This window comes from Stappia stellulata DSM 5886, assembly GCF_000423705.1.
Lineage (GTDB): Bacteria > Pseudomonadota > Alphaproteobacteria > Rhizobiales > Stappiaceae > Stappia > Stappia stellulata.
In genome coordinates this window covers 96778-117162 of record NZ_AUIM01000004.1, presented here as the reverse complement: position 1 = coordinate 117162, position 20385 = coordinate 96778, and the positions used below count along the sequence as shown (strand labels likewise).

The following is a 20385-nucleotide window of genomic DNA, read 5'->3' as shown; positions in this document are numbered from 1 at the left end:
GCCGGAAAACCGCACATGGATCGCCACCGTTTTCTGTCGTGAAACGCATCGGGCCGCTCCATGAGGATGCGGCCCGATCGTCAAACCAGTCAGGTTTCGCGTGCGCCTGTCGACGCAGTCGCCTCAAAGGCGATAGAGAATCTGGTCTGTCCAGAAGCGCTCCAGGCGGCGCAGGGACCGGTTGAGAACCTTGAAGTCCTCGGGGCCGATCTCGCCGACCTGCTCCACCGACAGCATGTGCCGCTGGTACAGCGCGTTCACCTTCCCGGCGACATCCTTGCCCTTCTCCGTCAGGCTGACGCGGACCGAGCGACGGTCGGTGCGCGAGCGCTGGTGGTGAATGAAGCCGAGGTCGACCAGCTTCTTGAGATTGTAGGACACGTTCGAGCCGAGATAGTAACCGCGCGTGCGGAGTTCGCCCGCCGTCAGTTCGGCATCGCCGATGTTGAAGAGGAGCAGCGCCTGCACGCTGTTGACGTCGGAGCGCCCCTCGCGGTCGAATTCGTCCTTGATCACGTCAAGGAGACGTCGGTGTAATCGCTCGACCAGAGTCAGTGCCTCAAGGTAGAGCGGCTGGATTTCATCGCCGTCTTCGGCTTGCAAAGCCGCGTCGACCGCTTTCGTTGCCGTCATCATCTGTTTGCGCCTCATGTATTGTTTGCGGTGCGTTTTTTCTCACCTTGATGCAAACCCTACACGCCGGCCTCTAAAATCCGCTTAAAAAGGAGACTAAATCGTCGGTTAACGCGCAAATGCATTGCATATTGATCGAATTCACGAATTCTTAACTGTAAATATTGCCGAGTTACGCGGTTTTGAACTCGAATACATGAAAAATGGTGCCGAACGGCGCCTGAAAAAAAATCGAGATTCCCGATGCGCGACAGATGGAAAAAAGACTGAAAATCATTCGCCTAGGCATTTTTCACGAGGAAAAAAGCCGCGCCGACGACATGCCGGCGCGGCAGGTAATCCGAGACCGAAGATACCCTCGCCGCGTCAGGCGGTTTCCGCGCCACGCAGGAAGCGGATGATGCCGGAGAAATCCGTGTCCGCTTCGCCCTGGTTGCAGAACAGATTGTAAAGAGCTGAGGCTTCCGCACCGAGCGGGGTCGAAGCGCCGCTGGCGCTGGCAGCCTCCTGGGCAAGCTTGAGGTCCTTCAGCATCATCGCGGCGGCGAAGCCCGGCTGATAGTCCCGATTGGCCGGCGAGGTCTCGACCGGACCGGGAACCGGGCAATAGCTCGTCAGCGACCAGCACTGGCCCGATGCCGTCGACGAAATGTCGTAGAGCTTCTGGTGATCGAGGCCGAGCCGCTCGGCCAGAACGAAGGCCTCGCACACGCCGATCATGGAAATCCCGAGCAACATGTTGTTGCAGATCTTCGCCGCCTGGCCGTTGCCGGGCCCGCCGGCGTGAACGATCGTCTTGCCCATGATCTCGAGATAGGGTTTGGCCGCCTCGAAGGCGTCGTCCGGGCCGCCCACCATGAACGTCAAGGTGCCGCCGGCCGCGCCGGCGACACCGCCGGAAACGGGGGCATCGACCATCGCCATGCCGGCGCCGGCCGCCTCCTTGGCAACGGCGCGGGCACTGTCGACATCGATCGTGGAGCTGTCGATCATCAAGGTGCCGGGGCGCGCATTGGCGAGAATGCCGGCGTCCCCGCCATAGACCTTGCGCACATGCGTGCCGGCGGGAAGCATGGTCACGACCACATCCGCGCTCGACACGGCCTCGGCCACCGATTCCACCGGCTTGCCGCCGGCCTCCTTCAGGCGCGCACGCGCGTCGGGCGAGAGATCGAGCCCGCAAACCGTGTGGCCGGCCGCCACCAGATTGGCGGCCATCGGCCCGCCCATGTTGCCAAGCCCGACAAATCCGATCGTTGTCATGGATGAAACCTCCCCGTTTTCGATGATTGAGCGTGTTCTTGTCGCGCGATGCGCGTCACCTTCGCTGCTCCCGGTCACTCAGATACAGAAGCACCAGATAGATCGCGATGGTCGTCAGGTAGAAGCCGATTTCATAAGGCCGACGCCCGAAGACATCGGAAAAGGCCGTGTGCATCACCACCTGTGTCAACGCGCGGGTGAGCCACATCACCGTGCCCCAGGAGACGGTCAGCCACAGACCGATGGCGGCAACGAGATCCAGAACCGCGAAAAACACGGTGGCCGCCTGCCATTCGATCGGCATGTCCCAGAACCAGACCCCGCGCCAGGGCACGATCCCGACAATCCGGGCCCAGTGAATGAGACCGCCGCCGATCAGAAGCACGGCCATCGCGCGCAGATACCAGATCAGCGCCACCGACCATGCTGGCCGGTTCTTCCAATAGTCTTGTAGCAAAGCGTTCATGTGATCTCCGGCCCCGCCGCGCCCGGTCAGCGCAGCCCGGCGCTCCTTTTATCAGACATCGAGATCGCCGCCATCGGGAAGCTGGAAATAGCGCTCGATATCGGCCGGCTGAACATCGGCGATCCGTTGCGGCTTCCAGTCGGGCTGATTGTCCTTGTCGACGATCACCGCGCGCACGCCCTCATAGAAGTCATGCCCCTTCAGAATGTGGCTGACGATCCGGTGTTCGAGACGCATGCAGGCCTCGAAATCGAGATCCGCTCCCTTGCGCAATTGCACGAAGGCAAGCGCGAGGCTGGTCGGCGACTTGGTGCGGATCGCCGACAGCTGCTTCGCCGCCCATTCGCCGTCGCCCCCCTCGCCGGCCACCGCATCCAATGCCGCGAGCACCTCTTCCAGCGTGTCCTTGCCGAAGACATCCGCGCAGATTGCCGAACGGGCCGCGAGCGGCGCTTCGTCCGCTCCGAGGTCGGAGGCCGTGCGCGCGAAGGCCGCAAGGGCCTCGTCGGGATGCGCGCCTTCGCAAAGGGCCGTGGTGAGCGCATCCAGGTCGGACGACGTCACCGCGTGGGTGAGAACCCCGGCCCACAAAGCGTCGGCCTGCTTGAGGCGGGCGGCACTCAGCGCCGCCATCATGCCGGTGTGATGCGGCATGCGCGGCAGGAAATAGGTTCCGCCGACATCCGGAAAGAAGCCGATTCCCGTCTCGGGCATGGCGAACATGGTGCGTTCGGTGCCGACCCGGTGGCTGCCGTGAACGGACACGCCGACGCCACCGCCCATGACGATACCGTCGATCAGGGCGACATAGGGCTTGGGGTAGCGCTTGATCTGGACGTTCAAACGATACTCGTCGGCAAAGAACCCGACCTGCGACGGATCGCCCGCCGTGCCCTGATCGTAGATCCTGCGGATGTCGCCACCGGCGCAAAAGGCCTTTTCGCCCGCCGCCTGCACGACCACGCAACGCACCTGGTCGTCTTCGCGCCATTCCTCGAGCTTGGCGGCAAGCGCCAAAACCATGCCGTGGGAGAGCGCATTGAGCGCTTTCGGCCGGTTCAGGGTCACCAGTCCCGCATGGCCGCGGATTTCGAACAGGATCTCGTCTTCGCTCATCAAGTCCTCACAACCTTGTCGCCAAACAGGATCAGCACGGCGAGGATCACGCCGTAGCCCCAAAGCATCATCGCCGCGAACAAAACGTCATACTCCGGCGGAATTTCCGGAAACACCCGCGCGAAGGCGAGCGTCGCGGCCGCATCGCCCAAAAGCCCCGGCATGACAACACCCGCCGCAAAACGCGCGCTCTTGCCCGGTTCGCAAAAGAGCCGCGCCGCCAGCAGCGCAACCGCGCTCGCCGCAACCCCGCCGACGACGAGCGCAACCACATAGGCAAGCCCGGGGCCGACCAGAATGTACTGACCGAACAGACGGAAGACGAGGCTTGCCCCGATCCACCCCAAGATGCCCACGATCAATCCGCGCCGCATGTTCCCTCGCCGTTCCGCGATTCCGCCCGACCGTTCGCTCAATCCTTCAGGAGGTCCCGCGCGATGATCATTCGCATGATCTCGTTGGTGCCTTCCAGGATCTGGTGCACGCGCACGTCGCGCAGGAAGCGCTCGACCGGATAGTCCCGCAGATAGCCGTAGCCGCCATGCAATTGCAACGCCTCGTTGACGACAGAGAACCCTACATCCGTCGCCATTCGCTTGGCCATGGCCGCCATGCGGGTTGCGTCCGGCGTCTTGGCGTCGACGAGCGTCGCGGCCTTGTGCAGCAGCAACCGCGCGGCTTCAAGCTCCGTCGCCATGTCCGCGAGGCGAAACTGAAGCGCCTGGAATTCGGCGAGCGGCTTGCCGAACTGCTTGCGCTCCTTGAGATAGGAAATCGAGCGGTCGAGACAGCTTTGCGCCGCCCCCAGCGAACAGGCGCCGATGTTGAGGCGGCCGCCGTCGAGACCGGCCATGGCGATCCTGAAACCGTCGCCCTCCGCGCCGATGCGATTGGCAGCGGGCACCCGGCAATCGCTGAAATTCACCTGCGCGGTCGGCTGGCTCTTCCAGCCGAGTTTGGCTTCCTGAGCACCGAAACTGAGGCCCGGCGCGTCCTTTTCGACCACCAGGCAGGAAATCCCCTTCGGCCCGGCGTCACCGGTGCGCACCATCACGACATAGATGTCGGAGCGCCCGCCGCCGGAGATGAACGCCTTGGAGCCGTTGAGCACATAGTCGTCGTCGTCGCGGACCGCGCGCGTGCGCAGGCTTGCCGCATCCGACCCCGATCCCGGCTCCGTCAGGCAATAGCTCGCGAAATGCTCCATTGTGCACAGCGCCGGCAGAAAGCGCTGGCGCTGGGCGTCAACGCCGAAGCGGTCGATCATCCAGGCGGCCATGTTGTGGATCGATATATAGGCGGCGGTGGAGGTGCAGCCGGCGGCCAGTTCCTCGAAGATCACGGCCGCGTCCAGACGGGTCAGCCCGGACCCGCCGACATCGTCTCCGACGTAAATGCCGCCGAACCCGAGTTCGGCCGCCTTGCGCAGCGTCTCTTCGGGAAAACGGGAGGTCTCGTCCCATTCACGCGCGTTCGGCTCCATCTCGTCGCGGGCGAACTGGCGTGCAACGTCCTGAAACGCGCGCTGGTCCTCGCCAAGGGTGAAATCCATCGAACTGCCCTCCTCCCGTCGCGTCGACGCGGGGGAACTCGCGCGGCGACCTGCCCAGTGGGATTATCCGCCCCCCGCGCCTGCGTCAATTGCGACCCGGAATTCCCTCTCCCCCGCCTTTCGGCCGCGGGCTTTCCGATGCTAATGTCGCGGCTTCAAGGTCAAACGTCTTTCCCGGAGTAGAAGCATGACAGCGCCCCAGCGCCCCGCGAGCGGTCCCGCCACCGTCGATGCCGTTGTCGGAGGCCGGCGCATGCGCCGCAACCGCCGCACCGACTGGTCGCGACGGATGGTTCGCGAGAACACGCTGACGGTGGATGATCTCATCTGGCCCTTGTTCGTCACGCGCGGGTCGAATGTCGAGGAAGCCGTCCCGTCGATGCCGGGCGTCATGCGCCACAGTGTCGACCGCATCCGCGCGCAGGCGGAGGAAGCCGCGGCGCTTGGCATTCCGGCAATCGCCCTCTTCCCCAACACCGACCCGGAGCTGCGCGACGCGCGCGGATCCGAGGCGCTGAACGCGGAAAACCTGGTGTGCCAGGCCTGCCGGGAAATCCGCGCGGCGGGGCTTCCCGTCGGACTGATCACCGATGTCGCCCTCGACCCCTACACCAGCCACGGACATGACGGGCTGATGGAGGGCGAGACCATCGTCAACGACGAGACGGTGGAGCAACTTGTCGAGCAGGCGTTGCTGCAGGCGGATGCGGGCTCCGACGTGATCGCCCCCTCCGACATGATGGACGGGCGCATCGGCGCGATCCGCGCAGCCTTGGACGCCAACGGGCATCAGGACGTGCAGATCATGTCCTATGCGGCAAAATACGCCTCGGCCTTCTACGGGCCGTTCCGCGATGCGGTCGGCACCAACACCACGCTTGTCGGCGACAAACGCACCTACCAGATGGATCCGGCCAACACGGATGAGGCGCTGCATGAGGTCGAGCTCGATCTCGAGGAAGGCGCCGACATGATCATGGTCAAACCCGGAATGCCCTATCTCGACATCATTCGACGGGTGAAGGACGCCTTCCGGCGCCCGACCTTCGCCTATCAGGTGTCGGGAGAATACGCGATGATCTGCGCCGCAGCCCAGAACGGCTGGCTCGACCGCGACCGCGCGATGCTGGAAAGCCTGATGGCGTTCAAGCGGGCCGGTGCAGACGGCGTCCTCACCTATTTCGCGCCCGAGGTCGCGCGTCGCCTCAAGGGCTGACGCTTTTCGCCGCGCGACCTGTTCTCACGGAGCGATGCGCGCAGGCCGCGCGTCGCGCGAAAGAAGGCTGGCCAGAACCTCCAGGCCGGCCTCGAAGCGCGTGTCATCGGCGACATTGGCAAGACAAAGCCGCACCGCCTGCGGTGCGTTTCTCGGTTCCACGCAAAAATGCCGGGCCGGGCTGACCCGCACACCCCGGGAAGCCGCTTCCGCTGCAAAGCCGTCCGCCGTCCAGTCGCCGGGAAGCGGAAGCCAGGCAATGCCGCCCGAGAGGCGGTCCGCGTCCAGTCCGGGAAAGCGGGTGCGACAGCAATCGGCGCGACGGGCAATCCCGGCGCGCAATGCCGTGCAGCGCGTCTCCATCCCGGGCTGCTCCAGAACCCAGCTCGCCGCATCCGCAAGCAAGGGCGAAACCATCAGGCTGGTTGCATTCAAAACCGCTTCGACGTGGCGGATCATGTCAACGGACCCTGCGACATAGCCGACCCGCAGCACCGGGGCGACGCTCTTTGAAAGACCGTAGACAAGCACGGTGCGCTCCGGTGCGATGCCGGAAAACCCCTCCGGCGCGTCGGGCACCAGAAAGCCGTAGATCCGGTCCTCCACGATGGTCAGGCCCTGACGCACCGCAACCGACGCGAGATCCGCGCGCCGCGCCTGCGGCATCGAAACGCCCGTCGGGTTCTGCACATCCGGCATCACCACCGCCAGCGAGACGGGATGGCGCGCGCAAACCGCCTCGAGCGCGTCGGCGCGCATGCCGTCTTCGTCACCTGCGACCGGATACAACGGGATCCCGAGCGCCACGGCCGCTCCGATGATGCCCGGATAAGTGACCGCGTCGCAGGCAATTCCGCCGCCACGCCCGGCAAGCGCCTGAAAGACCGCCGACAGCGCCGACTGCGCGCCATGGGTGATCACCACCTCCCGCGCCGCGAGGCCGGGACGCCAGCGCGCGAGAAAGCGTGCAGCCGCAACGCGGTCCTCCTCCCGTCCCGCGGGCGCGGCGTATCCGGCCGGCACGGCGCCCGCCGCAAGACGGGCCGTCGCCCGTTCGAAGGCCGCGCCGACCAGCGGCGTGGCGTCATGCATCTGGAAACCGTTGACGGCAAGGTCGACGATCCCGGCCTCGTCCCCGGTCGACGCCGTGGCACGGGGCGGAAAGGCGGACCGCCGGTCTGGCCCGCCGACGAAGGTGCCCCGCCCGACCTCGCCATGGGCAAGCCCGGCCACCACCAGCGCGCGATAGGCCCGCGCCACGGTTGCCGGCGCGCAGCGCAATTGCCAGGCCGCCTCGCGGATCGGCGGCAGACGTTCGCCCGCCGCAAGCGTGTGGTCGGCGATCCGCGCCCGCAAGGTCGCCTCGATGGTCCTGGCAGTCGCCGGCCCCTCGGCGGTGGCTTGGGAGAAAATTGTCATGAGTACAATATAAACATTGTATCACATTTTGTCTCATTCATTTTGGGCGACAGAACGTACAATTCCAGCGCCGGGAGATGGCGGATGCCCTCCGATTTTTTCATGCCGCTCGCCCAGTACGGCGTGCTCGTCCTGTTCATCGTCGCGATGGTCGGTTCTCCGGGACCGGCAAACATGTCGCTGATGGCAAGCGGACTGGCGTTCGGCGCCCGACCGGCGGTCCCATTCCTGCTTGGCACGATGAGCGGCTTCCAGATAATCTTCTGGCTGAACGTTCTGGGGCTTTACGCCCTCCTGCAAAGCGCGCCGCAGGTGTTCCAGCTGCTGCGCTGGCTGTGCATCGGCTACATTGTCTATCTCGCCTGGACCATTGTGCGCTCGGGCAACGGCGTGGCCGGCGACGCCCGGCGGATACCGGGATATCTGCGCGGGCTTTGGGTTCACCCGCTCAGCCCCAAGGCCTATGCAATGCAGATCGCGGCGATCTCGCAATTCGTCTCGCCCGGGCGCTATCTCGCCGATGCGCTTCTCGTGTCGCTCACATTCTGGGTGCTCGGCGGCATCCTGAACGGCCTGTGGCTGCTGGCCGGCGGCCGGTTGCGGATGGCCGCCGGCCAATCCCGTTTGCTGTATCGGCTCAAGATCGCCCTGGCCGCCGTCATGGTCGGCTCGACCATCGCGAGCTTGCAAATCATCCCGGCTTGATGGCACAGGAAGGGTCCCGGACCCTTTCGCGGTGACCCTGTCATGTCGGTTTCGCTCGATTCCATCCGCGCCGCGGCCCAGTTGATCTCCGGGGCCGTGATGCGCACGCCGTGCCTGCCGGCCCCGAAACTGTCGCGCCTCACGGGCGCGGACGTCTGGGTCAAATACGAGAACCTGCAGGTGACCAACGCGTTCAAGGAACGCGGCGCGCTGGTGAAGCTGTCGGCGCTTTCGCCCGACGAGCGCCGGCGCGGCGTCATCGCCATGTCGGCCGGCAACCACGCGCAGGCGGTTGCCTATCACGCCGGACGGCTCGGCATTCCCGCGACCATCGTCATGCCGAAACCGACCCCCTTCGTGAAGGTTGCCGCCACACGCGGCTATGGCGCGCGGGTGGTTCTGGCCGGCGAGATGCTGGCCGACGCGCATGCCGAGGCCGAGCGGATCGCGGAAGCGGAAGGCCTCGTCTGGGTGCACCCTTATGACGATGAAGCGATCATCTGCGGCCAGGGCACCATCGCGCTGGAAATGCTGGAAGACCATCCCGGCCTCGAGTGTCTCGTCGTTCCAGTGGGCGGCGGCGGCCTGATTTCCGGAATGGCAACGGCCGCCAAGGCGCTGCGCCCCGGCATCGAGGTCATCGGCGTCGAGGCCGCGCTTTACCCATCGATGAAGGGGGCGCTCGACGGCGAGACCGTCCAGTGCGGCGGCGCAACGCTCGCCGAGGGGATCGCGGTCAAGAACGTGGGAGAGCTGACGCTGGAGATCGTGCGCGAGAGCGTCGACGACATTCTCCTGGTCGACGAGGCAGCCATCGAACAGGCGGTGAACGCCTATCTCACCCAGCAAAAGACAATGGCGGAAGGCGCCGGCGCCGCCGGTCTTGCCGCGCTGCTCTCCCACCGCGAGCGCTTCGCGGGCCGCAGCGTCGGGCTGGTCATGTGCGGCGGCAACATCGACCCGCGGCTGCTGTCGTCGATCATGGTGCGCGGGCTGGCCCACGAAGGCCGCCTGCTGTCGATCCGCATCACCACGCCGGACCGCCCGGGCGTTCTGGGCGATATTTCGACCCTGATCGGGTCGCTTGGCGGCAACATCCTGGAAGTCTCGCACCACCGGCTGTTTCTCAATGTTCCCGCGAAGGGCACCACGCTGGACGTCACGATGGAAACGCACGACCGGACCCATGCGCAGGAGATCCTCACGGCGCTGGAGGGGCACGATTTCAGCGTGCGCATGCTGGACCTTGGCGAATCGCGCCTTTGACCGGGCAGGCCGGGTCGATTTGACAGCGCCTTGCGCAATCCCCACCTGAAGGCAGCAACCGCACGAAAGGACAGCATGACCTCCCCTTCCCCGCATCACGAGATGCAAGACACCACCGCCTTCGGCGCCTTCAGCGATCCGAGGCTGTTTGCCAGCGTACGCACAAACCGGATCTTCGCCTTCGTCATCGACGCGATCCTGATCGGCGTGCTGACGCTCATGGCGACGGTCCTGGTGTTCTTTCTCGGCATCTTCACGCTCGGGCTTGGATGGCTGCTGTTTCCCATCCTCTGGCCGGCCGTGGCCCTCGTCTATGTCGCGCTGACCCTTGGCGGCCCGACAAGCGCGACACCGGGCATGCGTGCGATGGGTGTCACCATGCGCATGGTACGGGGCGACCGACCCGACATCCTGATCGCCGGCATGCATGCGCTGCTGTTCTGGTTCTCGATCTCGCTGCTCACGCCGCTGGTGCTGGCGGTTTCGCTGTTCAACGGCGAGAAGCGGCTGTTGCACGACCTCGTTATCGGCACGGTCGTCGTAAACCGCGCGGTCGACCCTTGAGCGGAGTGCCACGTACGGTTTGATGCGCCCGCCCGAAGACCGGCGACTGGCAAAACTTTCCTGGATCAAGCGCTTTCGGGAAGCATTCCTTCTTTGCGAAGCGTCCCGCGACGGATAGAAAGGTTGTGGCGTACGTCGCGCCGCGCGCCTTTGCGTGGCCGGAAAGAGGATATGGGCCGACCGCATGCTGCCAGCCGATCCCGCCATGATCCTCACGTTCGTGGTGATCGTCGCCACGATTGTGCTCTATGCGATGGAGCGTTTCGCGCTCGAGTATGTCGCCCTGGGGTCGCTCGTCGCGCTGATGGTCATCTTCACGGTCTTTCCCGGCGAAACCGGAATCGGACCGGGAGAGCTCCTGGCCGGCTTCGCCAATCCCGCGCTGGTCACCGTCACCTGCCTGCTGATCGTCGGTCAGGCACTGTTCCAGACGGACGCGCTTGAAAAGCCGGCGCAATTCATCGTCAGGGCGACCAAGCGCGCGCCGCATCTGGCCGCCGCGCCGATCCTGATCGCCGTCGCGGTGATCAGCGGCTTCCTGAACAACACGCCCGTCGTGGTGATGTTCCTGCCGATCCTGTCGGCGGTGGCCGCCGCGCAAGGCAAGTCGTCCGCCCGGCTGCTGATGCCGCTCTCCTTCATTGCCATTCTGGGCGGCATGACGACCCTCATCGGCTCCTCGACCAACCTTCTCGTGGCCGATGTGGCGGCACGCACCAGCGACGTGCGCCTCGGGTTTTTCAGCTTCACCGGGCTCGGCCTGATCCTGGCGGCGGTCGGCGGCTGCTATGTGCTCTTCGTGATGCCCTATCTGCTGCGCCCGAGAAAGACGATGGCGGACGAGCTGCAACCCTCGTCGGGCAAGCAGTTCATCGCGCAGATCCACATTTCCAACGGCCATCCCCTGGAAGGCACGACCGCGGTCGCCGGGCTGTTTCCGGCGCTGAAGGACATGACCGTGCGTCTGGTCCAGCGCGGCGAACGACCGATCCTGCCCCCCTTCGAGAATGTGACCCTGCGCCCGGGCGACACGCTGATTGTCGCCGCCACACGCTCCGCATTGACCGCCGCGCTGGCACGCAGGCATCCCTTGATGGGGACCGAAAGCGAGGAGAGCGGCGAAACCGATCCCCCGGTCCCGCAACGCTCCCTCACGCTCGCCGAAGCGGTTGTCGCCCCGGCCTCACGGCTGAGCGGGCGCACCATTTCCCAGAGCGGCTTTCACACCGAGACGGGCTGCGTCGTCATGGGCGTGCAGCGGCGCTCGCGCATGCCGCGCATGGCCATGACGGAAATCCGCCTGGAACCCGGCGACGTGCTGCTCCTGGCCGGCGGCGCGGAGGAAATCCAGAAACTGCGAACCTATCGCGACGTTCTGCTGCTCGACTGGTCGGCCGCCGAAGTTCCGCCGCGCCGCCTGGCGCCCCGCGCGCTGACGATCTTCCTGATCATGGTGCTCCTGAGCGCAACCGGCCTTGTCCCGATCGTGACCGCGTCCGTCGCCGCGACCTTCGCGTTGATCGCCACCGGATGTTTGAACGTGCGTCAGGCACTGCGGGCCGTCGACAGCCGTATTTTCATGCTGATCGGCGCCTCCATTGCCTCCGCGACGGCGCTGGAGGTGACCGGCGGCGCGCGTGTGATTGCCGACGTTCTCGTCACGCAGCTCCAGAACCAGCCGCCGATGGTGATCCTCTCCGCACTGTATTTTCTGGTCATGACGCTCACCAACCTGTTGTCGAACAATGCGACCGCGGTGCTTCTTACGCCAATCGCCGTCAACATGGCGGGGCCCACGGGTCTGCCGGTGGAAGCCTTCGTCACCTGTGTGATCTTCGCGGCCAACAGTTCCTTCGCCACGCCCATCGGCTATCAGACCAACCTCATCGTGATGGGTCCGGGCCATTACCGGTTTTCCGATTTCTTGATCGCCGGCACACCGCTTGCCATATTGCTCTGGCTGACGTTCACTCTGGTTGCGCCCGTGTACTATGGCTTTGCCATGCTGTAGCAGGCGAGGAGTGGAGACCCAACGACCGTGACGCGGCACCCGACCGATACTCCGCAATTCTATCTGACCGCCCCTGCGCCCTGCCCCTATCTGGACGGACGCCAGGAACGAAAGGTCTTTACCCACCTGGTGGGATCCAAGGCGCAGACGCTGAACGAGGTCCTCACCCAGGGCGGCTTCCGGCGCAGCCAGAACATCGCCTATCGCCCGGCCTGCGAGGACTGCAAGGCCTGCGTCTCCGTGCGGGTGCGCGTCGACGACTTCCGCTGGACGCGGGCCTTTCGCCGGCTGCGGCGCAAGAACGCCGACATCATCGGAACGGCAGCCGCACCCGCGCCCTCATCGCAGCAATACGACCTCTTCCGCCACTATCTCGACGCCCGTCACGCCGACGGCGGCATGTCGGACATGACCGTGCTCGACTATGCGATGATGGTGGAAGACACACACGTGGAAACCATGCTGGTCGAATACCGCAAACGCGGACCCGACAGTTTCCTCAACGGGCGGGGCGACGGACCGCTTCTTGCCGTCGCGCTGACGGACATGCTGAGCGACGGCCTGTCGATGGTCTATTCCTTCTTCGATCCCGATCGGCGCAGCCGCAGTCTTGGAACGCACCTCATCCTCGACCACATCGAGCGCGCGCGGGCGCTGGGCCTGCCCTATGTCTATCTGGGATACTGGGTGCGGGGATCGCCGAAGATGGACTACAAGTCGCGCTTCCAGCCCCAGGAACTCCTCGGCCCCGAGGGCTGGGTGCCCGCCCCGCCGACGGATGAGGATAATCCGCCAACCGGACAATGACCGCGCCGCGGTCCGCCCGTCACCGGGCGGCGGCGTCGATTTCGTCGCGGATCGCCGAAAACACGGCCCGGAACATGTCCCGGGTCAGGCGGCCGGTATTGGTGTTGTAGCGCGAGCAGTGATAGCTGTCGAAAAGCACCGGCGTGCCCTCTGGCGCATGGCGCGCGGCGTGGCCGAAGGGAAATGCCGATTTGCGCTGCTTCAAAGCCGTGAGCGTGGCGTCATGCGCGATCCGCCCGAGCGCCAGGATCACGATTCCCCCGCCGAGACGGGCAATCGTTTCCTCAAGATAGGGCAGACAGGTCCGGATTTCCGCACCCGTCGGCTTGTTTTCCGGCGGCACGCAGCGCACCGCGTTGGTGATGGCGGCGTCGACGAGCGTCAGTCCGTCGTCGGGCCGCGCCTGATATGTGCCGCGCGCGAACCCGAAATCGACCATCGTCTCGTAGAGCAGGTCCCCGGCATAGTCGCCGGTAAAGGGACGCCCCGTCTTGTTCGCCCCCTTGAGCCCCGGGGCAAGCCCGACCACCAGGAGGCGCGGCGCCGGCGCCGAGAACGTCGGCACCGGTGCGTTGTGCCACTCCGGATTGCGGGCGCGGTGCATTTGCCGGAATTCCACCAGCCGCGGACAGGCCGGGCAATCCCGCGGCGGGTTCAATGGCAAGGACATGCGCGCGACCGATCAGTAATCGTCGTCTTCGTCGTCCGTCTCGACGCGCCGCGGACGGTCGGCGCCCGGACGGGCCGGACGTTCACCCGGATCGCGGCCGACCTTCTTGGACAGCGTCGCGAGATCGATGAAGTGATCGGCCTGGCGGCGCAGATCGTCGGCGATCATCGGCGGCTGTGTCTGCAGGGTCGACACGACGCTGACCTTGCGCCCCTTGCGCTGCAGCGCCTCCACGAGCGAACGAAAGTCGCCGTCGCCCGAAAACAGGACGATGTGATCGACGTGCTCGACGATTTCCATGGCATCGACCGCAAGCTCGATATCCATGTTGCCCTTGATCTTGCGGCGCCCGCTGGAATCCACGAATTCCTTCACCGGCTTGGTGACGACCTTGTATCCGTTGTAATCGAGCCAATCGATCAGGGGACGAATGGAGGAATACTCCTGATCCTCGATCAGGGCCGTGTAATAATAGGCGCGCAGCAGATAGCCCGTCTTCTGGAACTCCTGGAGCAACATCTTGTAGTCAATATCGAAGCCAATTGTCCTGGCGGTCGAGTACAGGTTGGCGCCATCAATGAACAATGCAACTTTTTCTCTGGGATCGAACATCACTTTCAATGCCTTTCACTGTAATGCAGGGCGGCCTCCGACAATCCGGAAAATATACCATATTAAGGAGCGGCCGTTCCGGTTTTCCGGCTTCGCCCGACCGCTCGTCCAAGAATATATCCACGACATCCGTCTCGAGGATCGACCTGCCTACTCCAGGACATTTCTGCCCCGGCGTCACGTGCCCGTGAAACACCCGTTTGATTTTTTCGGTGCTTCGTTTTTATCCAGTCGCCTAGTAGGTTTCCGGTTTAATCAAGTTCCCTACACCATTTCCGCAGGAAACAGCAACAGAACTTCATTACTCTTCCACCGTGAGTCGCACAAAGACACAACCGGAAACGATGATTAACTTAGAAACAAATAATGCGCGGGGGCTTCCGCAAGGCTTGCCATTGCCCTGTCAAGGCAGTACATATCGCGGCTTGCCGATCACAGTTTACGGAGAATACCAATGGCGCGCGTGACCGTCGAAGATTGCATCGACAAGGTCGAGAACCGCTTCGAGCTGGTGCTTCTGGCGAGCCATCGGGCGCGGATGATTTCCAGCGGCTCGCCGCTCACCATCGACCGGGACAACGACAAGAACCCGGTCGTGGCGCTGCGCGAAGTGGCCGATGAAACCGTCAGCCCGGAAGATCTCAAGGAAGATCTGATCCACTCGCTTCAGAAGTACGTCGAAGTCGACGAACCCGAGGCGGATGCGGTCCCCATGGTTCCCAATGCATCGCAGCAAGGCGGTGGCACCGAAGTGAACACCGTCGACGATTCCGCAGTGGAATTCGACCGCATGTCGGAAGAAGACCTGCTGCGCGGCCTCGAAGGCCTTGTTCCGCCCGAGCGCAAGGACGACATCTGACCGGATACGCCGTCTGCCGCTCGTCACGTCGTATTTTCCGGGGCCGGCCCCTGCCCGTCCCGGACTTCTTGCTTTTCATCCGGCGCATCTTGATGCGGGCGCAGCGGATACGTGAGGCGTTACCGCGATGATGCGGCAGTACGAGCTGGTCGAACGGGTCCAGCGGTTCAACCCCAACGCTGACGAGGCCCTACTCAACAAGGCCTACGTCTATGCCATGCAGAAGCATGGCACGCAGATGCGCGCATCGGGCGATCCGTATTTTTCGCATCCGCTCGAAGTCGCGGCGATCCTCACCGACCTTCGCCTCGACGACGCCACCATCGCGGTCGCCCTCCTGCACGACACGATCGAGGACACCTCCGCCACCCGCGACGAGATCGACCGCATGTTCGGTCCGGAAATCGGCAAGCTTGTCGACGGGCTGACCAAGATCAAGCGGCTCGACCTGGTGTCGAAACGGGCCAAACAGGCGGAAAACTTTCGCAAGCTCCTCCTCGCCATCGCCGACGATGTGCGCGTTCTGCTGGTCAAGCTGGCCGACCGCCTGCACAACATGCGCACGCTCCATCACATGCCGGAGCACAAGCGCGGACGCATTGCCGAAGAGACGATGGAGATCTACGCGCCGCTGGCCGGGCGCATGGGCATGCACGACATGCGCGAGGAGCTGGAGGATATCTCCTTCCGCACCCTCAACCCCGACGCCCATGCCACGATCACCGAGCGGCTCGCCGCGTTGGAGCAAAAAAACCAGAGCCTGATCGGCGACATTGAAGCGGACCTGACGCATCGGCTGGAAGAGCGCGGCATTGCGGCAATCGTACGCGGACGCGAAAAACGCCCCTACTCGATCTTCCGCAAGATGCAATCGAAGTCGATCGCCTTCGAACAGCTCTCCGACATCTACGGCTTTCGCGTCATCGTCGGCACCGTGGAGGCCTGCTACCGGGTGCTTGGCGTCGTGCACACCACCTGGCCGACCGTGCCGGGCCGGTTCAAGGACTATCTGTCGACGCCGAAGCAGAACGACTACCGCTCGATCCACACGACTGTCGTGGGCCCAAGCCGGCAGCGCGTGGAACTGCAGATCCGCACGACGGCGATGGACCGGGTCGCGGAATATGGCATCGCGGCGCATGCGCTCTACAAGGACGGGGAGCTCGGCGGGCGAAACATCGCCAAGCTCGATGAGGAAAGCCGCGCCTATGAATGGTTGCGGCGCACGATCGAGATGCTGTCGCAGGGCGACACGCCCGAAGAATTCCTGGAAAACACCAAGCTGGAGCTTTTTCACGACCAGGTGTTCTGCTTCACGCCGAAGGGACGGCTGATTGCGCTGCCGCGCGGGGCGACCCCCATCGACTTCGCCTACGCCGTTCACACCGACATCGGCAACACCTGCGTCGGCGCCAAGATCAACGGCCAGATCATGCCGCTCGTGACCGAGCTGCGGAATGGCGACGAGGTCGATATCGTCCGCAGCCAGGCCCAGACACCGCCGCCGGCCTGGGAAAACATCGCCATCACGGGCAAGGCGCGGGCCGCGATCCGCCGGGCGACGCGGGAATCGGCGCGCGAGCAATATGGTTCCCTCGGCCGGCATATCCTGGACCGCGCCTTCCTGCGCGCCGGGCATTCGCTGACGGACGAGCGTCTCGCCGGGGTAATCGGGACGACCGGCCACGGCAGCGTCGCGGATCTTCTGGCTGCGGTCGGGCGCGGCGACATGCGCGCGCATGATGTCGTCGCCGCCGTCTATCCCGACTACCGCGACGACCGGCTGCAGACCATGCCGGTGGCGGGCGAGGAAGGCTGGTTCGATCTGGAAGCCGGAAGCGGGATGAAATTCCGCGTCCCCGACGCCGGCGCGACAGACGAGGAAAACGGAGCCCCCGTTCTGCCGATCAGCGGCCTGGCGGGCGACCTTCCGGTGTCATTCGCGCCCGATGGCGGAGCTGTTCCGGGGGATCGCATCGTCGGCATCCTGACACCGGGGGTCGGCGTCACCATATATCCGATACAGTCGCCCGCGCTGCAGGCGTTCGAAGAAGAAACCGACCGCTGGCTTGACGTGCGCTGGGACATGAGCAATGACGCCCATGAACGGTTTCCCGCCCGCATTGTGATCGCGGCGCTCAACGAACCGGGATCGCTGGCGACGATCGCCGCAACCATCGCGGATCTGGAAGGCAACATCGACAATCTCAAAATGCTGAAAAGGGCGGCAGATTTTCATCAAATCCTCATCGATCTTGAGGTATGGGATCTGAAACACCTCACTCGGATCATGAATCAGCTGCGAGCCAAACCGAATGTGTCGAGCGTAACCCGGGAAATCGGCTGACCTGCTATCGCCTGGCGCGAGACGACAAAGAAACACACGATGCTTTTCAAACGCCGCATCTCACCCAATCATCTGGAAAGACTGCGCGTCGCGGTCTGGCCGCGGCACAGTTTCGCTCGTTCCGCCCGCTATTTCTCGAAGCGCGTGCTGCGCCTGACGGCCTCTCCCAACGCAATTGCACTGGGGTTTGCCGCCGGGGCCTTCGCCTCGATCACGCCGTTCATCGGCCTGCATTTCGTTCTCAGTTTCGTGCTCGCCTTCATCATCGGCGGCAACATGCTTGCCGCGGCGCTCGGCACCGCAATCGGCAACCCGCTCACCTTCCCGCTGATCTGGGCGTCGACCTACAAGGTCGGCGCGCTGATTCTCTACGGCGAGGCGAAAACGCTCGACCATGGCGCCCTCGACCGCCACCTCGAAGGCGGCTTCTTCGAGCGGTCGCTCGATACGCTGCTGCCGCTGATCAAGCCGATGCTTATCGGCGCCATGCCGCTCGGACTTGCCATCGGCCTTTCTTCCTACTTCCTGGTCTACTACAGCGTGCGCACCTATCAGCGTTCGCGGCGGGTCCGCCTCGCCGCACGACGCGGCCTTGCCGCCCGAAAGAACGGCGAAGCGGATCTCGACGCGCAGTCCTAACGCGGCCATATTGCCCATCGTGCGGCGTCGGCCGTGCCTTTACGATTGCTTTCGGGAGACTGTCATGACAAGCCAGCGCCTGCGTCTCGGCGTCAACATCGATCACGTCGCAACCATCCGCAACGCCCGCGGCGGGACGGTGCCGGATCCGGTGCGCGCAGCCCATGCGGCCGCGCGCGCGGGCGCCGACGGGATCACCGCGCACTTGCGCGAGGATCGCCGCCATATTTCGGATGCGGACATCGAGCGGCTGAGCCGCGAGATCGACCTTCCACTCAATTTCGAGATGGCGGCAACGCCCGAAATGCTGGCGATTGCACTCAAGGCCAAGCCGCATGCGGCGTGTATCGTTCCCGAAAAGCGTGAGGAACGCACCACCGAGGGCGGGCTGGATGCCCGCGGCCAGCACAATCAGCTTGCACCGATCGTCTCGGAACTCGCAGAGAACGGCAGCCGCGTTTCGCTCTTCGTCGAGGCGGACACCGCCCAGCTCGATGCCGCCGTCTCGCTTGGCGCAGAGGTGGTGGAGCTTCACGTCGGACGATATTGCGACCTCTTCGCAGAGGGCGATCACGCTGCTGCGGCAAGGGAACTCACGCGTATCCAGGACGCCGCGCGCTACGGCGCCTCCGTCGGACTTGAGGTTCATGCGGGCCATGGCCTCACCTTCGACTCGGTGGCGGAGATCGCGGCAATCCCGGAACTGGTCGAACTCAACATTGGCCATTTCCTCATTGGCGAAGCGATTTTCATCGGCCTGGAAGCCGCAATTGCCAAGATGCGCGAGCACATGACCCTCGGCCGGACCCGGGCGGCCTGATCCATGATCGTCGGCATCGGATCTGACCTGATCGACATTCGACGGATCGAAAAGACGCTGGAACGGTTCGGCGAACGCTTCGTCATGCGCGTCTTCACCGAGGAGGAACGGCGGCGCTCCGACCGTCGCCGCTTGCGCGCCGCCTCCTATGCCAAGCGGTTCGCGGCCAAGGAAGCCTGCTCGAAGGCCCTCGGTACGGGCATTCGCATGGGGGTGGCCTGGCGGGAAATGGGCGTTGTGAACCTGCCGTCCGGCAAGCCGACAATGCAGCTCACCGGTTCGGCGGAATGCCGACTGGCGAGACTTGTGCCGGACGGCTTTCATCCGCGCATCGACCTGACGATCACGGACGACGAACCGCTGGCGCAGGCCTTCGTGGTAATCACCGCATGGCCGGCCGACTGGCCGCAGGCGCTTTCGCCGGCCACGAACGACCGCTGAGGCGATGCGGCGCGCGCGGCTTTGCATTGCGCCGGCGAAAGCGAGCCGGTACAAGCCAAGATGCACACGCGGTCTCACCTCCTCACGCGTGCGCGCAAGACGTTACCGTCGAAACGATGCACGCCCGTGCGGCGGCACACAGTGGCGCGTCTTTCCTGGCCGGCCGCCCCATGAGCCGGTGGATATCGGCGGCCGATATGCGTTCAAGTCGCGAAGGATCAAATGAGCGTGTCTGAAGACAAGAAAAGCAAAGACGGTGGAATCTACGAGACCACCAAGGTGCTTGTGCAGGCGCTTGCGCTCGCGCTGATCGTGCGAACGCTGCTGTTTCAGCCTTTCAACATCCCCTCGGGTTCGATGATGGACACGCTGCTGATCGGCGACTACCTGTTCGTCTCGAAATACAGCTACGGCTATTCGCAATATTCGTTTCCCTACGGGCTGATCCCGATCGAGGGCCGGATCTGGGCCGAAGAGCCCAAGCGTGGCGATGTCGCGGTGTTCAAGCTCCCGCGTGACAATGCCACCGACTACATCAAACGCGTGATCGGCCTGCCCGGCGACGAGATCCAGATGATCGACGGCGTGTTGCACATCAACGGCACCGCCGTGGAACGCACCCGCATCGACGATTTCATCGCCACCGATTCCTTCGGCAGCGTGCGGCGCGTGCCCCGCTTCCGCGAGACCCTGCCGAACGGCGTCACCTACGACACGCTCGATCTCACCATGCGCGGGACCTGGGACAACACCCGCGTCTACAAGGTGCCGCCGGGGCACTATTTCATGATGGGTGACAACCGCGACAATTCCACCGACAGCCGCGTGCTTTCGGCGGTCGGTTATGTCCCGTTCGAGAATTTCGTCGGCCGCGCCGAAATCCTGTTCTTCTCCGTCGACGAGGAGGCGTCGGCCTGGATGTTCTGGAAATGGCCCTGGACAGTGCGGTTCAGCCGCCTGTTCCGGACGCTGTGACCGG

21 protein-coding genes are annotated in these 20385 nt (G+C 64.3%); 12 read left to right on the top strand and 9 right to left on the bottom strand.

What is annotated here, in order from left to right:
* Nucleotides 1–123: 123 nt before the first annotated feature.
* The 6 genes from ldtR to G572_RS0100630 all read right to left on the bottom strand — a co-directional run bounded on the left by ldtR (nt 124) and on the right by G572_RS0100630 (nt 5030).
* Nucleotides 124–636 (bottom strand): transcriptional regulator LdtR, encoded by a 513-nt coding sequence (gene ldtR, locus G572_RS0100660; protein ID WP_029056839.1) that lies wholly within the window; start codon nt 634–636, stop codon nt 124–126.
* A gap of 363 nt (nt 637–999) precedes the next feature.
* Entirely contained in the window at nt 1000–1896 is an 897-nt protein-coding gene (gene mmsB / locus G572_RS0100650; protein WP_029056838.1) for a 3-hydroxyisobutyrate dehydrogenase, read from the bottom strand.
* A 55-nt stretch (nt 1897–1951) separates the two neighbouring features.
* Nucleotides 1952–2362, bottom strand: a complete 411-nt coding sequence (locus tag G572_RS0100645) for a DUF6163 family protein (RefSeq protein ID WP_029056837.1) — start codon at nt 2360–2362, stop codon at nt 1952–1954.
* 51 nt (nt 2363–2413) lie between these two features.
* Nucleotides 2414–3478 (bottom strand): enoyl-CoA hydratase/isomerase family protein, encoded by a 1065-nt coding sequence (locus tag G572_RS0100640; RefSeq protein WP_029056836.1) that lies wholly within the window; start codon nt 3476–3478, stop codon nt 2414–2416.
* Nucleotides 3478–3834, bottom strand: coding sequence for a DUF5367 family protein (locus tag G572_RS0100635; protein ID WP_156884432.1), 357 nt, complete (start codon nt 3832–3834; stop codon nt 3478–3480). The genes G572_RS0100640 and G572_RS0100635 overlap by 1 nt, the downstream gene beginning before the upstream one ends.
* 56 nt (nt 3835–3890) lie before the next feature.
* Entirely contained in the window at nt 3891–5030 is a 1140-nt protein-coding gene (locus G572_RS0100630; protein WP_029056834.1) for an isobutyryl-CoA dehydrogenase, read from the bottom strand.
* A 187-nt stretch (nt 5031–5217) separates the two neighbouring features.
* Between G572_RS0100630 and hemB the strand changes: the two genes are divergently transcribed.
* Nucleotides 5218–6246: a porphobilinogen synthase gene (gene hemB, locus G572_RS0100625; RefSeq protein ID WP_029056833.1), complete on the top strand. Its 1029-nt coding sequence runs from the start codon at nt 5218–5220 to the stop codon at nt 6244–6246.
* A gap of 24 nt (nt 6247–6270) precedes the next feature.
* Here hemB and G572_RS0100620 read toward each other — a convergent pair whose 3' ends face one another.
* Nucleotides 6271–7665, bottom strand: a complete 1395-nt coding sequence (locus G572_RS0100620; protein ID WP_029056832.1) for an aminotransferase-like domain-containing protein — start codon at nt 7663–7665, stop codon at nt 6271–6273.
* An 84-nt stretch (nt 7666–7749) separates the two neighbouring features.
* Between G572_RS0100620 and G572_RS21865 the strand changes: the two genes are divergently transcribed.
* The 5 genes from G572_RS21865 (at nt 7750) to G572_RS0100595 (ending at nt 13018) form a co-directional block, all read left to right on the top strand.
* Entirely contained in the window at nt 7750–8370 is a 621-nt protein-coding gene (locus G572_RS21865; protein ID WP_051241393.1) for a LysE family translocator, read from the top strand.
* Nucleotides 8371–8412: 42 nt separating this feature from the next.
* Complete coding sequence (locus G572_RS0100610) at nt 8413–9636, top strand: threonine ammonia-lyase (RefSeq protein WP_029056831.1); 1224 nt, start codon at nt 8413–8415, stop codon at nt 9634–9636.
* 75 nt (nt 9637–9711) lie between these two features.
* The gene (locus G572_RS21860) at nt 9712–10200 is read left to right on the top strand and encodes an RDD family protein (RefSeq protein ID WP_037545447.1); all 489 of its coding nucleotides are present in this window, start codon (nt 9712–9714) and stop codon (nt 10198–10200) included.
* Nucleotides 10201–10384: 184 nt separating this feature from the next.
* Nucleotides 10385–12211: an SLC13 family permease gene (locus G572_RS0100600; RefSeq protein ID WP_029056830.1), complete on the top strand. Its 1827-nt coding sequence runs from the start codon at nt 10385–10387 to the stop codon at nt 12209–12211.
* A 27-nt stretch (nt 12212–12238) separates the two neighbouring features.
* Nucleotides 12239–13018, top strand: coding sequence for an arginyltransferase (locus tag G572_RS0100595; RefSeq protein WP_029056829.1), 780 nt, complete (start codon nt 12239–12241; stop codon nt 13016–13018).
* 19 nt (nt 13019–13037) lie between these two features.
* Here the strand turns inward: G572_RS0100595 and G572_RS0100590 are convergent, their stop codons facing one another.
* Both G572_RS0100590 and G572_RS0100585 read right to left on the bottom strand, forming a co-directional pair.
* Entirely contained in the window at nt 13038–13688 is a 651-nt protein-coding gene (locus G572_RS0100590) for a uracil-DNA glycosylase (RefSeq protein WP_029056828.1), read from the bottom strand.
* A 12-nt stretch (nt 13689–13700) separates the two neighbouring features.
* Entirely contained in the window at nt 13701–14300 is a 600-nt protein-coding gene (locus tag G572_RS0100585) for a LabA-like NYN domain-containing protein (protein ID WP_029056827.1), read from the bottom strand.
* Between the two features lie 454 nt (nt 14301–14754).
* On the opposite strand from G572_RS0100585, the gene rpoZ reads away from it, so the two are divergent.
* From rpoZ to lepB, 6 genes are all read left to right on the top strand, one after another.
* Nucleotides 14755–15159 carry a DNA-directed RNA polymerase subunit omega gene (rpoZ, locus tag G572_RS0100580; protein WP_029056826.1) on the top strand — a complete coding sequence of 135 codons (405 nt, stop codon included), beginning with the start codon at nt 14755–14757 and terminating at the stop codon, nt 15157–15159.
* A 127-nt stretch (nt 15160–15286) separates the two neighbouring features.
* A complete protein-coding gene (locus tag G572_RS0100575) occupies nt 15287–17506 on the top strand; it encodes a RelA/SpoT family protein (protein WP_029056825.1) in 2220 nt (739 codons plus the stop codon).
* A 39-nt stretch (nt 17507–17545) separates the two neighbouring features.
* Nucleotides 17546–18145: a DUF2062 domain-containing protein gene (locus G572_RS0100570; protein ID WP_029056824.1), complete on the top strand. Its 600-nt coding sequence runs from the start codon at nt 17546–17548 to the stop codon at nt 18143–18145.
* Between the two features lie 64 nt (nt 18146–18209).
* On the top strand, nt 18210–18965 hold the full coding sequence (locus G572_RS0100565; protein WP_029056823.1) for a pyridoxine 5'-phosphate synthase: 756 nt from the start codon (nt 18210–18212) through the stop codon (nt 18963–18965).
* A 3-nt stretch (nt 18966–18968) separates the two neighbouring features.
* Nucleotides 18969–19406, top strand: a complete 438-nt coding sequence (gene acpS, locus G572_RS0100560) for a holo-ACP synthase (RefSeq protein WP_029056822.1) — start codon at nt 18969–18971, stop codon at nt 19404–19406.
* A 222-nt stretch (nt 19407–19628) separates the two neighbouring features.
* Nucleotides 19629–20381, top strand: coding sequence for a signal peptidase I (gene lepB, locus G572_RS0100555; RefSeq protein WP_029056821.1), 753 nt, complete (start codon nt 19629–19631; stop codon nt 20379–20381).
* Nucleotides 20382–20385 lie beyond the last annotated feature (4 nt).